A 14,278-nucleotide genomic window follows, 5' to 3' on the forward strand; every position below is an offset into this window, starting at 1 on the left:
GGTCCAGGTCGAGGTGCGCGCCGAGACGCCGCTGGCGGTCGCCCTGAACGAGGCGACCGCGCGGATCCGCCTCCTCGAGGCGCGAGCCGCGTCCCTCGCCGCCGACGCAGAGAACGTGCGCTCCGAACGGGAGTCCTGGCAGCGGCGGCTTGCGGACGCGGAGGCCGACCTGGCCGCGGTCACCCGACAGCTCGAGCAGGAGCGCACCCGTCGCCGCACCGCGATCGTGCGGGAGTCCCGCAGAGCGCAGCGCTCCCGTGCGTCCGATGGGTTCGCGGACCGCGACTTGGATGCGTTCACCGATCCGGTCGAGCAGTTCCGGTACGAGGTCTACCTGGCGTGGACCCGACGGATCGCGAAATCGGACAAGAATGACCGGCCGCTGACCGAGTACACGGTCGGGCGACGGTTCCTCGCGTCGTTGACCGCGCTCGACGGGGTGGAGCGGCGCAAGGTCGTCGATGTCGTGGTCGACGTGCTGACCGGGCTCGCCGCCAGGCTGGACTCCCGGGAGCTCCACAAGCTACGGGTCGGCGGCGGCGGCGGCAGCGGCCCCGTCGTCCGGGAGGACGGCGCGACCTGCTTCCGGGTGGCCCTGCAGCGAGGCACCCCCGCCGCGCGCCGACTGCACTTCTGGCGCGGTGGACCGGGCGGGGTCATCGAGCTCGAGCGGGTGGTCACGCACGACGATGTCGATCCGTGAGTCGACTCGTCTGAGCATGAGGGCTCACGTCACCGGCCCGATCCCTGGCGGGATGACCTGCGTCGATATCTCAAAATGGGACGTATCGCAAACATGCGGGGCCTCACTTCGGCCGGTACGTTCTTTCGCTCGGAGGCCGTACCGGGTCTTCGCTCGCTTGAGAGAAGAGGACCCGCATGGCCGTCAACGGGATCATCGCCGCCATCATCATCGGCGCCATCATCGGCATCTTGGGGCGCGCGTTCGCGCCGGGCCGGCAAAACATCTCGCTCATCGTGACGATCCTCGTCGGCATCGTCGCTGCTCTCGTGGGCACCGCGATCGCCAAGGTTCTCGGGTATGCGCAGACGCCCGGGATCGATTGGATCGAGATCGGGATCCAGGTTCTCCTCGCGGCGGTCGGCGTCTCGCTCGTCGCCGGCAAGGGTGGCCGTCGCCGCTGAGCGCGGACCGACCCGAGCGCGCGGTCGGGCGGTGCGCACACGGCGGCATCGAGCACGCTCGGGTCGGTGATAGTAGTTACTATGAGTCCCATGGCCTTCGAAGCGGACCTCGCCGAGCGGGCCGCCCGCGCCGATGAGCTCGTCCGGTCGGGCCGCGCCGAGCTGCACGCGTTGGTCCTCGAGGGGCGCCGGGCCGGGCTCAGTCAGCGGCGGATCGCCGCGCTGACCGGGCGCAGCCAGCCGGAGGTCAGCAGGCTCCTGCGGGAGTCCGCGGCGCCGATGCGGACCTGGCTGACCGCGCGCGACACGGCGGAGGCGATCCGGCGCGAGCTCGCGCGTGGCGATGAGGACTTCGCGCTCCGCATCCTCATCGGCGCCCTCACCGACTTCCGCGCACTGGGCACGCTCGAGACCCGGGAGTTCCTGCGCCGACCGAGACCGACGGGCGACCGCCGCTGGGACACCCTGCTCGCGGCCACCGTCGCGCGGGCATGCCGTCAGCGCGGGCTGGCGGCACCGAAATGGACCAGGCGCGTGCCGTTGAGCTCGTGGTGGTTCCCGGCCGGCGGCGGCGGGCTGCTGGCCGCCCGGACCATGGGGAGCACGCCCATCGATTTCTCCCGGCTCGGGATCTGGCTGGACGCGTCGGCGTTCCAGACGACGTAGGCACCCGATGAGAGCCGCAGAAGGAGTCGACCGCGACCAGATTCGCGAGCTGCTCACCGAGCTGGGCCGTCGCCTGTCCGCACAGGGCGTCGCGGGCCGGCTGTACATCGTCGGCGGCGCAGCGATGGCGCTGGAGTTCGATACCCGGCGCACGACGCGCGACGTCGACGCGCTCTTCCACCCACCGACGACGGTCGCCGCGCAGGCCGCGGCCATGGCAACGGAGCTCTCCCTACCCGGCGGCTGGTTGAGTGACGCGGTGCGCCCCTTCATCCCCCTGCCCGACGACGACCCGGTCTCGCTCGACGTCGTGGGGTTGCAGGTCGCCGTCTCGTCGCCGGCGAACCTGCTGGCGATGAAGATGGCGGCCGGCCGGCCCCAGGACCTCACCGATCTTGCGGTGCTGTTCGGGCACCTGAAGATCACCCGCCCCGAGCAGGCGGTCGACATCGCGCTGCGGATGTACGGCGCGGACTCCGTCGTGCTCACCGAACCGGCGGGGTCCCTGCTTCGGCTGGCCGAGGCAGTGCTCGCCCGGGTGCGCGCCAGCACGGCGCGCGGGACCGCACAATGAAGGGTATTAGGCCAGAAAAAGTGCGTATCGACTACCAGGGCCCGTCCCTCGCCCCGTGGCAGACCGAGGCTCTCGCCGCGTGGCACCGGGGTGACAGCGTCGGGGTGCGGCGCGGAACTCTCGAGGTCTTCACCGGCGGCGGCAAGACGCTGCTCGCCCTGGCCGCCGCGGCCCAGACCTCACGCGACGTGCCCGACCTGCACCTCGCGATCGTGGTGCCGACCCAGGCGCTGGCGACCCAGTGGTACCACGAGCTGCTCGAGCAGACGAACCTCACCAAGGCCGACATCGGGCGGGTCGGCGGCGGGCACAAGGACGGCTGGGCGGGCCGGCGCGTCCTGGTGGCCGTGCTCAACACCGCCGCGCGCACGCTGCCCGAGCTGTGCCGCGGGCTGGATCCGGCGTCTCTGATGCTCGTCATCGACGAGTGCCACCGGGCCGGCGCGCCCCAGTTCTCCCGCGTGCTCTCGACCGCCGCGCATTTTCGCCTCGGCCTGTCCGCGACCCCGGACCGCGACGAGCTCGACGAGCAGGGCGAGCCGATCGCCTACGACGACCAGATCCTCGGTCAGCGCCTCGGCGAGGTCGTGTTCACGTTCGACCTGCGCCAGGCGCGCGCGGCCGGCTGGCTGCCGGAGTACGCCATCCACCACCACGGCATCGAGCTCGACCCCGTCGAGCGGCGCGAGTACGACCGCCTCAGCCGCCAGGTCGACGACCTCGCGGAGCGCCTGCGGAGCCTGGGCAAGGAGCCCGGCCAGGCTCGCCGGCTTGCGGCCCGCAAGGACGAGGTGGGGTCGACGGCGTCGTCGTACGTGAGCGCGACGGCCAAGCGCAAGGACCTGCTCTACCGCGTGCGCGAGCGCCGCCGGGTCACCGCGGCGCTGCTCGGGACGATCTTCGCCGCCGATCCGTCGCGCAAGGCGCTGCTGTTCCACGAGCGCGTCGAGGAGGCCGCCGCGCTGCACGCGGTCCTGGTCGAGACGCTGTCGGTGACCTCGACCCTCGAGCACTCCAAGCTGACCCCGACCGCCCGGCGCACGGCACTGGAGGACTTCGCCGAGGATCGCGCGTCCGTCCTGGTCAGCGTGAAGTCGCTGGTGGAGGGCCTGAACGTGCCCGCTGCGGACCTCGGGGTCTCCGTCGCGTCGTCGTCGAGCGTGCGCCAGCGGGTGCAGAGCCTCGGCCGGGTGCTGCGCCGCCGGTTCGACGGCCAGGTGAAGAAGGCGGACATGCACATCGTGTACGTCGCCGACACCGTCGACGAGCTCATCTACGCCAAGGAGGACTGGTCCGACCTCACCGGCGAGGGCGCCAACGAGTACCTCACCTGGGCCCTGGACGCCGACGAGCCTGAGGTCGCCGGCGAACCGCCCCGGACCCCGCGCCCCACCGAGGAGATGGAGTGGGCGCGCCTCGGCGAGCGGCCCCCGCTGCGCCCCGAGCTCTGGCACGGCGTGCTGCCCGACGTCGACTACTCCGTCGACACCCGCGGCACCGTGCACACCCCGACCGGGGAGGTCATCAGCAACGCCCAGGGCGTCCCCGCGATGATCGCGGAGCTGCGCGGAACCCCCGGCGGCCGCTTCCGTATCACGCCGCGGCACCGCCTCGTGCTCGTCTTCTTCACGCCCGACGGCGGCTCGCCCACCTCCTACGTCGTGGGCCAGGTGCCGCACCCGTTCGAGCTGCTCGGGTCGGGCGGCGCCGCCGATGTCGACGTCTCGGGGCTCCAACCCGGTCAGCCCTTCCCGGGCGCCCTCGACAAGAACGGCGGCAGCTACAAGCTGCGCCAGAAGAACGGCGGCGTGCTCGAGCGGCGCGGGGGACCGACCAGAGGCGAGTTCGCGCTGGTGGGCGACTCCGCGAACCCGTTGACGAAGAACGCCCGCTCGCTGCTCGACGCGTGGCGCATGACCGGTCGGCCGGGGATGACCGTGCACGTCAGCGCGGTCGGTCACGCGTGGTTCCTCGACGCGGGGGAGCCGCTGTTCCTGGCGGAGGTGCCGGGCGGGTTCGCGTGGCCGTCGGACGCCTCGAACAGCGACGTCGGGCAGTAAGGCCGAGCTTGCTCAGGTGGGCGTCGCGAGGGACATCGCGGCGATCTCGGCGCCGATCAGCTGCGCGTCTCGCCGGGTCGGGTACTGAACCCCGTCGTCAATCGCCACTCCACGCTCTGCCAACGCCGGTACGACCTCTGCCCACAGCCAAAGCCCCCCTCCGGCGGTCACGAACCGGCGAGGGAACGCCGTGCCGGCGTGGCGTTCGCCGCGGATCCACAGCCCGACGGCCTGCGGGGTCACCCCGGCGCGTCGGGCGATCTCGCCGCGGGACACGAGGTCGTCGACCAAGCGCAGCGGGTTCGCCCCGAGCGTGCGCAGCCCGTCGATCGCCGAGCTCGCCGCCAGCAGGCAGGTGTCGCCCTCGGCGGAGAGAGTGACCGTGGTGACCTCGGAATGGGTGGCGATCAGCGCGTCGAAGCAGCCCGCGATCGCGTCCTCGAGATCCTCGGACAGTGCGGGGAACTCGAAGATCAATTCGAACGGTGCCGTGCCCATGGGTGCCACGGTCCTTCGGCGCGACCGTGTTGTCAAGATGAAACACGACCTGCTGCGGGCGAAGTCCCGGGTGAGTTCTCGTGTCCGTCGGACGTCGCCGGCCGGAACGCCGAGGCGTAGGCCTGCTGGCCTTGGTGCGCGACCGGGTGCTACGCCTTGTTCATGGAGACGATCAGCACGCGGGAGTTGCAAGAGAACTCTGCCGACGTCCTACGTCGCGTCGCTGCCGGCGAGTCCGTGTTCGTGTCGGACGGCGGCGTTCCCGTCGCGGTCTTGTCGCCGCCGGCACTGAGCGTCCTCGGTCGTCTCGAGGTGACTGGGCGCCTGACCCAAGGCACTGGCGTCGATCTCGCCCGGCTGCCCACTCCCGTGACCTCCGAGGTGGACACCGGAGCACTCTTGGAAGTAGACCGCAGTAGGCGGACGTAGGCGCATGGGCGGTGGCCGGCAGGGGTTCGATCGGGCTAAGGCTCCGTTGATGTATACAGAAAGCCGCGAGAGGAGCGGTATTGCGCATCTCGGTCCCGTGTGACATCTTCTGTGTATACACAGACCGATCCGGACGGGAGTGCCATGCGAGCGAGTGACCGTGCCTACATGGCGCTGCTCGAGGACATCGTCGAGTGGCGGCTGACCCCCGGAACGGTCCTCGGCGAGGTCGAGCAGGCCGCCCGCCTGGGTGTGTCCCGGACCCCCCTGCGTGAGGCGCTCTCCCGGCTGGTCGCCGACGGTGTCGTCGCCCCGCTGCCCGGTCGCGGTCTGGTGGTGACCGAGGTGTCGCTGCGGGACATCACCGAGCTGTTTGAGCTGCGCCGGGCGCTGGAGGCACCGGCCGCGCGGCTCGCCGCGGCCCGTCGCAAGCCCGGGGTCTTCGAGGACCTGCAGCGCGACTTCCGCTCGGCCGCCGAGCTGATCCGCCCCGACGACGTCGTCCAGCACGAGTACTTCGCGCTCGTCACCCGGCTCGACGACGCGATCGACACCGCGTGCGAGAACCAGTACCTCGTCGGTTCCCTGCGCGGTTTGCGGATCCACTTCGTGCGGATCCGGCGGCACGCCGCGGCGGACCCGCAGCGGCTGCTCGAGGCGGCGCAGGAGCACCTGCTCATCGTCGACGCGATCGTCGCCGGCGACGCGGAGCTCGCCGGGCACGCGACCTACGTCCACCTGCACCAGGCGCAGCGCTCGGTGCTCGCACACACCCCGCAGATCCCGACCACGACCCAAGGACAGCCATGAAGATGCACCACGTCCGAGTCCACCGCAGCGACGAGAACCTGCCGGCGGCCGACCAGCTCGCCTGGAAGCTCGCCGAGGTCGCGGTCGACCCGGTCGAGGTGACCGCCGAGGTGGCGGACATGGTCATCAACCGGGTGATCGACAACGCGGCCGTGGCGGCCGCCTCGCTCACCCGGCGACCGCCGTCGGCCGCGCGGGCGCAGGCGCTGGCGCACGGGCCGTCGTCGGGCGGGGACGGTGCCACGGTGGTCGGGACGGCGATGAGCACGCGGGTGTCCCCGGAGTGGGCCGCGTGGGCGAACGGGGTCGCGGTCCGCGAGCTCGACTACCACGACACGTTCCTCGCCGCGGAGTACTCCCACCCGGGGGACAACATCCCGCCGCTGGTCGCGGTCGCCCAGCACCTCGCCGCCCGGCGCGGCCTGACCGGGCGGGACCTGCTGCGCGGCATCGTGACCGGCTACGAGCTGCAGATCGACCTGGTCCGCGCGATCAGCCTGCACGCGCACAAGATCGACCACGTCGCGCACCTCGGCCCGAGCGCCGCGGCCGGCATCGGGACGCTGCTCGGCCTGGACACCGCCACGATCTACCAGGCGATCGGCCAGGCGTTGCACACCACGACGGCGACCCGGCAGTCCCGCAAGGGCGCGATCTCGTCCTGGAAGGCCTTCGCGCCGGCGCTCGCGGGCAAGGCCGCGATCGAGGCGGTAGACCGCGCGATGCGCGGCGAGACCAGCCCGACGCCGATCTACGAGGGTGAGGACGGCGTGATCGCGTGGCTGCTGGACGGCCCGCAGGGGTCGTACGACGTCGCGCTGCCGCTGCCGGGCGAGCCGCGCCGGGCCATCCTGGACAGCTACACCAAGGAGCACTCCGCGGAGTACCAGGCGCAGGCGCTGATCGACCTGGCCCGCCGGCTGCACCGCGAACGGCCCGAGCTCGCCGACCCGGCGAACGTCGCGAGCATCGTCATCCACACCAGTCACCACACGCACAACGTCATCGGCTCGGGCGCGAACGACCCGCAGAAGTACGACCCGACGGCCTCGCGCGAGACCCTCGACCACTCGATCCCGTACATCTTCACGGTCGCGCTGCAGGACGGCGCCTGGCACCACGTGGACTCCTACGCCCCCGCCCGGGCCGCGCGGCCGGACACCGTCGCGCTGTGGAACCGGGTCAGCACCGCGCAGGACCCGGAGTGGACGCGGCGGTACCACGCGAGCGACCCGGCCGAAAAGGCGTTCGGTGGCCGGGTCGAGATCCTCACCACCGACGGCGAGCGGATCGTCGTGGAGATCGCCGTCGCCGACGCGCATCCGCTCGGGGCCCGACCGTTCGCCCGCGCGCAGTACGTGGCGAAGTTCGAGGCCCTGGCCGACGGCGTGCTGGAACCGGGCGAGATCGAGCGCTTCCTCGACGTCGCCCAGCGCCTGCCCGAGCTCACCTCCGCCGAGCTGGGCGGGCTGTCCCTCACCGCCCGGCCCGGCCTGCTCGAGACCGTGCCCACCCCGGAAGGGTTGTTCTGATGCTGTACTCGACCACCACCGCGCCGGCCAAGCGGGCCCGGCTGCGGGCGTCGCTCGCGACCGGGAACCTGCAACGGTTCCCGGGGGCGTTCAACCCGCTGTCGGCCAAGCTCATCGAGCAGGAGGGCTTCGAGGGCGTCTACATCTCCGGCGCCGTGCTCTCCGCGGACCTCGGGCTGCCGGACATCGGGCTGACCACGCTCACCGAGGTCGCCGGGCGCGCCCAGCAGATCGCCCGGGTCACCGACCTGCCGGCCATCGTCGACGCCGACACCGGGTTCGGTGAGCCGATGAACGTGGCGCGCACGATCCAGACCCTCGAGGACGCCGGCCTGGCCGGCTGCCACATCGAGGACCAGGTCAACCCCAAGCGGTGCGGCCACCTGGACGGGAAGGCCGTCGTCGGCCTCGACGTCGCGGTGCGCCGGATCAAGGCCGCCGTCGACGCCCGGCGGGACCCGGACTTCCTCGTGATGGCGCGGACCGACGTGCGCGCGATCGAGGGCCTGGATGCGGCGGTCGACCGCGCGAAGGCGCTGGTCGACGCGGGCGCCGATGCGATCTTCCCCGAGGCGATGCGCACCCTGGCGGAGTTCGCGGCGATCCGCGCCGCGGTGGACGTCCCGGTGCTGGCGAACATGACCGAGTTCGGCAAGAGCGAGCTGTTCACCGTCGAGCAGCTCGCCGACGTCGGGATCAACATCGCGATCTTCCCGGTGTCGTTGCTGCGGATCGCGATGGGCGCGGCCCGCAGCGCGCTGCGCACGCTCGCCGAGGAGGGGTCGTTGACCTCGCGACTCGGTGACATGCAGCACCGCAGCGAGCTGTACGAGCTGCTCGACTACGAGTCGTACAACCACTTCGACAGCTCGATCTTCACGTACGAGCCCTGACCCACTACGCAGTCCGCAGACGAAGGAGTCAGCACATGACCGTTGAGGCGCAGCCGATGACGAAGATCTTCAAGGGACTGGCCGGGGTCGTGGTCGACACGACCGCGGTCTCGAAGGTGAATCCCGACTCCAACTCGCTGCTGTACCGGGGCTATCCCGTGCAGGAGCTGGCCGCGCGGTGCTCCGTCGAGGAGGTGGCCTGGCTGCTGTGGCACGGCGAGCTGCCGAGCGCGGGCGCGCTGGCCGGGTTCGAGACCGGCGAGCGCGTGCAGCGGGCCCTGGCCGCGAACGTCCGTCGGGCCATCGACGACCTGCCGACGACGGCGCACCCGATGGACGTGGTGCGCACCGCCGTGAGCGTGATCGGAGCGAACGACCCGACGGCTGGGGACAGCAGCGAGGCCGCGAACCTCGCCAAGGCCGCGAGCCTGTTCGCGCGGCTCCCCGCGATCGTCGCGTACGACCAGCGCCGGCGCCGGGGACTGGAGCCGATCGAGCCGCGCGCCGATCTCGACTACTCCGCGAACTTCCTCTGGATGACGTTCGGCGAACTGCCGTCGCCCGTCGCGGTGGACGCCTTCCGGGTCTCGATGGTGCTGTACGCCGAGCACTCCTTCAACGCCTCGACGTTCACGGCGCGGGTCATCACCTCGACGCTCGCCGACCTGCACTCGGCCGTGGTCGGGGCGATCGGGGCACTCAAGGGGCCGCTGCACGGCGGCGCGAACGAGGCCGTCATGCACATGTTCGCCGAGATCGGCGACGCGTCGAAGGTCGAGGCGTGGCTCGCCGACGCCCTGGCCGCGAAGCGCAAGATCATGGGCTTCGGTCACCGGGTCTACAAGAGCGGCGACTCCCGGGTGCCCACGATGCGCGAGGCCCTGGACCGGCTGATCGAGGAGTACGACCGTCCCGACCTGCTCGAGCTGTACCTGGCGGTGGAGCGCGGCATGACCGGCGCCAACGGCATCCTGCCGAACCTGGACTATCCCTCCGGGCTCGCCTACCACCTGCTCGGGTTCGACAACGAGACCTTCACGCCGCTGTTCGTGGCCGCCAGGGTGACCGGATGGACCGCGCACATCATCGAGCAGGCTAACGCGAACGCCCTGATCAGGCCGCTGTCGCTGTACGACGGGGTTGAGGAGCGGCACGTGCCGAGCTAGTTCGGGTTCGGAATCCGGCGCGGGTTCGGGCGGGCGCGGATACGGGTGCGAGCTCGGGCCGCGCCGCGGTGGGTGCCATCCGACCGCGTGGGTGTGGAGATCGCCGGACGGACCCGAGTTTCACCGGGAGTACCGGCGGGAACGCCGGTCGGGATGCTGGGTGCGGGGCTGGGTGCAGGCCTGGGTGCATCGAACGTGCACCCCAGGTGCACTTTGGCTGCACCCAGCGATACACCCAGCCCCGATCCGGAGGTCCATCACGGCGCCTTGCCGTCAGGGGGCCGCGGGAACGCGCCGCGGTGAAGCTCAGTCGGCCGGAGCGTTCCCACGGGAACCTCGTGGGTACGTGTTCGTGCGGGAACGTCCTCCGCACGGGTCATCCACGGCGACCCGCGCTCGTGGTTTCGTGACGAGGGTTCGGGGCCGACGGCGGTCGAGTTGTGGGTCTTCGACGCGACCCTCACCCACGTCGTTCTCGTCGAGCACAGGTGGCGAGGTTGGGTGCCGCCCGGCGGGGCGGTGGAGCCCGGGAACGGTCGCGGTCCGACGTCCTCGGCACCCAAAGGTCCCAGGCCCGGCCCACCATCCGGTCGTAATCTCCCGGCAACGAGTATGTCCAGCCGCCGCCCGAGGAGTAGTTGTGCGCCGAAAACTGGCCAGCATCGTCCTGCCTGCCGAGGTCCGCGTCGCGCTCGACGCCTGCACCAACCTCGTCGTCCCGACCTCCCGCGCCGACCTGTACCGCCTCGCCCTCGGGCCCGACGGCGGCCCGCGGTTCTCGGTCGACTACGACGTCGACGGGGTGGCCGTCACCGAGGCCGACGTCGTGCGGTGCACGAACGGCATCGCGGTCAACTACCCCGAGGACTACATGCGCCGGCGGGACCCGGACTGCATGCGCATCGCCGACGACCTGCCGACCGACAAGCCGCGCTACCGCGACGTGTTCGGGGCGGAGTTCGCCCCGGTCAAGACCCAGACGTTGGACTGGCTCTCGGGGCAGGACCTCGTGGTCGTGCCGTTCAAGGCGGGCGGGCTGACGCACGGCTACCCGTCGCTGGCGATCTGCCCGGCGAACGCGGCGTTCTTCGCGCTCACCCTGGTGGACCTGCAGGGCTGGGTCACGCTCGACGAGCTGGGCCCATTCACGCCGCGGTCGATCCTGTACGTCGCACCGCCGTTCCGGCACACCCATTTCGGCGGGCGGCAGGCCGTCGTGCACGACCGGTCGACGACCCTGCACGAGGTCTTCGCCTACAACCTGTACCCGGGGCCCAGCGCCAAGAAGGGCGTCTTCTCCGTGCTGCTCGACATCGGCGAGCAGGAGGGGTGGGTGACCGCGCACGCCTCGGCGGTGCGGGTCACCACGCCGTACGAGAACGAGACCGTCGTCATGCATGAGGGCGCCTCGGGCGGCGGCAAGTCAGAGATGTGCCAGGAGATCCGGCGCCAGGAGGACGGCCGCATCCTGCTCGGCACCAACGTTGTCACCGACGAGCCGTACGTCATCACGCTCGGCGAGACGAGCGTGCTGGCGCCGGTCACCGACGACATGACGCTGTGCCACACCGACCTGCAGCGCGGCGACGGGAAGCTGGTCGTGGTCGACGCCGAGGACGGCTGGTTCGTGCGCGTCGACAACCTCACCGAGTACGGCGAGGACGTCCACTTCGAACGGGCGTGCATCCATCCCGCCGAGCCGCTCGTCTTCTTCAACATCCACGGCGTGCCCGACGCGACGGCCCTGCCGTGGGAGCACACGCTCGACTCGACCGGGAAGCCGTGCCCGAACCCGCGGGTCGTGGTGCCCCGCAGGCTGCTGCGGAACGTCGTGAACGAGCCGGAGACGGTCGACGTGCGGACGTTCGGGGTCCGCATGCCGGCCTGCACGCGCACCAAGCCCACCTACGGGATCATGGGCATGACGCACATCGTCCCGCCGTCGCTCGCCTGGCTGTGGCGGCTGATCGCGCCGCGCGGGGACAAGAACCCGTCCATCGGGGAGAGCAAGGCGGCCACGGACCGGCTCGCGCACGGCGGCATGGTGTCCGAGGGCGTCGGCTCCTACTGGCCGTTCGCGACAGGCACCAAGGTCGCGGCTGCGAACCTGCTGCTGCGCCAACTCGTCGAGGCGTCGCGGACGCGGTACGTGCTGATCCCCAACCAGCACATCGGCGCCTACAAGGTGGGGTTCGCGGCCGAGTGGCTGACGCGCGAGTACCTCGCCCGCCGTGGCAGCGGCAGGATCCGCGCCGAGCGGCTCACCCCGGCGCGCTGTCCGCTGTTCGGCTACACGCTCACCGAGATGAAGATCGACGGGCAGCTCATCCGCCCGACCTTCCTGCGGCCCGAGCAGCAGTCGCAGGTCGGGTTCGAGGCGTACGACGCCGGGGCCACGATCCTCACGGACTTCTTCAAGAGCGAGCTCGCCCAGTTCCTCACCGACGACCTCGACCCCCTGGGCCGCCAGATCATCCAGGTGTGCCTGCGCGACGGATCAATCGACGACTACCTGGCGCTGACCCCCCTGACGTCCTGACCCACCACCCGCCGAAGTAGTACCTTCGCGCCGAGGTAGAGCCCTGCACCGCTCTATCTCGACGCGAAGGTACTACTTCGCGTGCTGGAGTCGCTCGCGCAGGCCGCTCGCCCGGGCGGCGGGTCGGTCGACGGCGGCCGGCAGCGCCGCGCCGTAGCCGATGACGCGGACGTGGTCGCGGGTTACGGCCATGTAGAGAGTCTGCCTGGTTCCGAGCGCGAAGGCAGCGACCAGGGCGCCGTCTCCGGCGTCGACCACGACGCCCGAGTCGCCGGTGCAGAGCCCGACCGGACAGGACTCGCACTGCCGCCTCCGGACTCGCGGCCGCAGTCCTTGCCATAAGCCCAGCAGCTCAAGCCGAGGGAAGTCGCTCGCGCCAGTAGCCCGGTCGCCGCTTCGCGTGAGCAACCGCCACGATCGTCAGGAGTCCGTCCGCCACGAAATAGACGACCCGGTAGGGGAAGCCGCTCACGCCCTTGGAGCGGACGACCGGCCGACGGTCCCAACCGTGCCACACCGCCCACGACTCGGGAGAATCGACGGCGGCATCAATCGCGCCGCGGACAGCCACCTCGAACCGCTCGCCTACGCCGCCCTTGCGAGCGTCGTACCAGTCGACGTCGGCGACGAACTCAGCCCGCGCTTCCGGATGGAAGTCGAAGCCGCGCCTCATGCGTCGCGCATAGCCTGACGTGCAACTCGTCGAGCGGCCAGATCAGCGAATACCTGCTCGCCCGGGATCGTCTCGACCTTGCCGCTGAGGACGTCGTCGACGCGCGATCCGATCTCTGTGGACCAGTCCCGGTCGACCGACTCCTGATCGGCGACCTCGATCGAGTCCAGCAACCGCAACGCCACGTCTTTGCGCACCGAAGGAGGCAGGGCCAACCCCGCCTCGTAGAACTCCGATGCGCTCAGCGACATGTCAACAGGCTACGCGCCGCCCACGACAGTGCCGAGCGAAGTTCCGAGACAGCTACCAGCCACGCGGCGATCGCGATTCTTGCCACGCATCGAGGCCAACTACTTCGCGGGCTGCCGGAGGCGCTCGCGGAGGCCGGTTGCTCGGGCGGCGGGGCGGTCTACCGCGGCGAGCAGAGCCGCCGCGGAGCCGATGACCGTGACGTGCTCGCGGGCTCTCGTCACGGCCGTGTACAGCGTCTGGCGGGTGCCAAGGGGGGAGGTGGCGGGCGGCAGGACGACCGTGATCCGGTCGAACTGGCTGCCCTGGCTGCGGTGCACCGTCATCGCGTGCAGCGATCGCACGGCCCCGAGGCGCACCAGCGGGACGAGGAACGGCGGGCCGCCCCGGCCGAAAGCCGCGATCAGGGCGCTGCCGCCGCTGCCGCCGCTCCCGCCGCCGACGTCGACCACCACGCCCGTGTCCCCGTTGTACAGCCCGACGTCGTAGTCGTTGATGGTGATCAGCAGCGGTTCCCCGGCGTACCTGCCATCGGCGCGCGGCGTGACCGGACGCTCCGCCGCGATCCAGCCGGCCGCGAGCGCGCTCCAGTGCTGGACACCTCGGGGCCCGCGGCGGTGGGCGCACAGCAGCCGGTGTCGCTCGAGCGCGGCGAGGGCGGCGACCGCGTCGCCCCGGGCCGCCGCGTCGTGCAGGGCGACCCCGCACGCCTCGACGTCGGCCCGGACCGCCGCGAGCTGGGTCGCCGAGGGGCGGGCGTCGTCGTCGACCTCGACGAGTTCGAGCTGCGGGCCGCCCGCGCGCAGCACCTCCAGCGCGTCGTTGCCCCGGCCCCGCTGGACCGCGGCCGCGAGCAGGCCGATGCCGCTGCGGGCACCGAACCGCCGGTTCGTGGCGAGCGCGCTCACCCCGTCGCGAACCAGGGCGTCCGGGGTCGCCGGCTGCTCGGGCACCACGACGACGGGCAGCAGCGGGCGCAGGATCGCCGCGAGCCCGGGCGTTCGCCGACCGAGGGTCGCGGCCTCGACGAGGTCGCCCAGCAC

General features: G+C 71.5%; 14 protein-coding genes and 1 pseudogene. 11 read left to right on the forward strand and 4 right to left on the reverse strand.

Annotation, left to right across the window (positions count from 1 at the left end):
• The 5 genes and pseudogenes from VIM26_RS05200 to VIM26_RS05220 form a co-directional block, all read left to right on the forward strand.
• Positions 1–703, forward strand: a pseudogene (locus VIM26_RS05200) (hypothetical protein); the annotation flags it as partial.
• 176 nt (positions 704–879) lie between these two features.
• Positions 880–1,146, forward strand: a complete 267-nt coding sequence (locus VIM26_RS05205) for a GlsB/YeaQ/YmgE family stress response membrane protein (RefSeq protein WP_331949290.1) — start codon at positions 880–882, stop codon at positions 1,144–1,146.
• Positions 1,147–1,236: 90 nt separating this feature from the next.
• Positions 1,237–1,812: a hypothetical protein gene (locus tag VIM26_RS05210; RefSeq protein WP_331949291.1), complete on the forward strand. Its 576-nt coding sequence runs from the start codon at positions 1,237–1,239 to the stop codon at positions 1,810–1,812.
• Between the two features lie 7 nt (positions 1,813–1,819).
• Entirely contained in the window at positions 1,820–2,386 is a 567-nt protein-coding gene (locus VIM26_RS05215) for a DUF6036 family nucleotidyltransferase (protein ID WP_331949292.1), read from the forward strand.
• A 20-nt stretch (positions 2,387–2,406) separates the two neighbouring features.
• A complete protein-coding gene (locus VIM26_RS05220; RefSeq protein WP_331949293.1) occupies positions 2,407–4,446 on the forward strand; it encodes a DEAD/DEAH box helicase in 2,040 nt (679 codons plus the stop codon).
• Positions 4,447–4,458: 12 nt separating this feature from the next.
• Here the strand turns inward: VIM26_RS05220 and VIM26_RS05225 are convergent, their stop codons facing one another.
• Positions 4,459–4,944, reverse strand: a complete 486-nt coding sequence (locus tag VIM26_RS05225; RefSeq protein ID WP_331949294.1) for a helix-turn-helix domain-containing protein — start codon at positions 4,942–4,944, stop codon at positions 4,459–4,461.
• Between the two features lie 162 nt (positions 4,945–5,106).
• Between VIM26_RS05225 and VIM26_RS26985 the strand changes: the two genes are divergently transcribed.
• From VIM26_RS26985 to VIM26_RS05250, 6 genes are all read left to right on the forward strand, one after another.
• Positions 5,107–5,373, forward strand: a complete 267-nt coding sequence (locus tag VIM26_RS26985; protein WP_414696447.1) for a type II toxin-antitoxin system Phd/YefM family antitoxin — start codon at positions 5,107–5,109, stop codon at positions 5,371–5,373.
• A gap of 144 nt (positions 5,374–5,517) precedes the next feature.
• On the forward strand, positions 5,518–6,183 hold the full coding sequence (locus VIM26_RS05230; protein WP_331949295.1) for a GntR family transcriptional regulator: 666 nt from the start codon (positions 5,518–5,520) through the stop codon (positions 6,181–6,183).
• Positions 6,180–7,715: an MmgE/PrpD family protein gene (locus VIM26_RS05235; RefSeq protein WP_331949296.1), complete on the forward strand. Its 1,536-nt coding sequence runs from the start codon at positions 6,180–6,182 to the stop codon at positions 7,713–7,715. The genes VIM26_RS05230 and VIM26_RS05235 overlap by 4 nt, the downstream gene beginning before the upstream one ends.
• Positions 7,715–8,608 carry a methylisocitrate lyase gene (prpB, locus tag VIM26_RS05240; RefSeq protein ID WP_331949297.1) on the forward strand — a complete coding sequence of 298 codons (894 nt, stop codon included), beginning with the start codon at positions 7,715–7,717 and terminating at the stop codon, positions 8,606–8,608. The genes VIM26_RS05235 and prpB overlap by 1 nt, the downstream gene beginning before the upstream one ends.
• Positions 8,609–8,643: 35 nt before the next feature.
• A complete protein-coding gene (locus VIM26_RS05245; RefSeq protein ID WP_331949298.1) occupies positions 8,644–9,774 on the forward strand; it encodes a bifunctional 2-methylcitrate synthase/citrate synthase in 1,131 nt (376 codons plus the stop codon).
• Positions 9,775–10,414: 640 nt separating this feature from the next.
• A complete protein-coding gene (locus VIM26_RS05250; protein WP_331949299.1) occupies positions 10,415–12,313 on the forward strand; it encodes a DUF4914 family protein in 1,899 nt (632 codons plus the stop codon).
• A 352-nt stretch (positions 12,314–12,665) separates the two neighbouring features.
• Here the strand turns inward: VIM26_RS05250 and VIM26_RS05255 are convergent, their stop codons facing one another.
• The 3 genes from VIM26_RS05255 to VIM26_RS05265 form a co-directional block, all read right to left on the reverse strand.
• Positions 12,666–12,986, reverse strand: a complete 321-nt coding sequence (locus VIM26_RS05255) for a type II toxin-antitoxin system RelE/ParE family toxin (RefSeq protein WP_331949300.1) — start codon at positions 12,984–12,986, stop codon at positions 12,666–12,668.
• On the reverse strand, positions 12,983–13,237 hold the full coding sequence (locus tag VIM26_RS05260; protein WP_331949301.1) for an addiction module protein: 255 nt from the start codon (positions 13,235–13,237) through the stop codon (positions 12,983–12,985). The genes VIM26_RS05255 and VIM26_RS05260 overlap by 4 nt, the downstream gene beginning before the upstream one ends.
• A gap of 99 nt (positions 13,238–13,336) precedes the next feature.
• The coding region (locus VIM26_RS05265; RefSeq protein WP_331949302.1) for an ATP-binding domain-containing protein at positions 13,337–14,278 on the reverse strand (942 nt) is incomplete at its 5' end.

This window comes from Pengzhenrongella sp. (genome assembly GCF_036565025.1).
Lineage (GTDB): Bacteria > Actinomycetota > Actinomycetes > Actinomycetales > Cellulomonadaceae > Pengzhenrongella.

What these genes read in the sequence shown, in the direction of transcription:
- VIM26_RS05260 (WP_331949301.1), bottom strand. Translation starts at nt 13,237, where the DNA reads ATGTCGCTGAGCGCATCGGAGTTCTACGAGGCGGGGTTGGCCCTGCCT.
- VIM26_RS05225 (WP_331949294.1), bottom strand. Translation starts at nt 4,944, where the DNA reads ATGGGCACGGCACCGTTCGAATTGATCTTCGAGTTCCCCGCACTGTCC.
- prpB (WP_331949297.1), top strand. Translation starts at nt 7,715, where the DNA reads ATGCTGTACTCGACCACCACCGCGCCGGCCAAGCGGGCCCGGCTGCGG.
- VIM26_RS05210 (WP_331949291.1), top strand. Translation starts at nt 1,237, where the DNA reads ATGGCCTTCGAAGCGGACCTCGCCGAGCGGGCCGCCCGCGCCGATGAG.
- VIM26_RS05215 (WP_331949292.1), top strand. Translation starts at nt 1,820, where the DNA reads ATGAGAGCCGCAGAAGGAGTCGACCGCGACCAGATTCGCGAGCTGCTC.
- VIM26_RS05255 (WP_331949300.1), bottom strand. Translation starts at nt 12,986, where the DNA reads ATGAGGCGCGGCTTCGACTTCCATCCGGAAGCGCGGGCTGAGTTCGTC.
- VIM26_RS05245 (WP_331949298.1), top strand. Translation starts at nt 8,644, where the DNA reads ATGACCGTTGAGGCGCAGCCGATGACGAAGATCTTCAAGGGACTGGCC.
- VIM26_RS05230 (WP_331949295.1), top strand. Translation starts at nt 5,518, where the DNA reads ATGCGAGCGAGTGACCGTGCCTACATGGCGCTGCTCGAGGACATCGTC.
- VIM26_RS26985 (WP_414696447.1), top strand. Translation starts at nt 5,107, where the DNA reads ATGGAGACGATCAGCACGCGGGAGTTGCAAGAGAACTCTGCCGACGTC.
- VIM26_RS05235 (WP_331949296.1), top strand. Translation starts at nt 6,180, where the DNA reads ATGAAGATGCACCACGTCCGAGTCCACCGCAGCGACGAGAACCTGCCG.
- VIM26_RS05205 (WP_331949290.1), top strand. Translation starts at nt 880, where the DNA reads ATGGCCGTCAACGGGATCATCGCCGCCATCATCATCGGCGCCATCATC.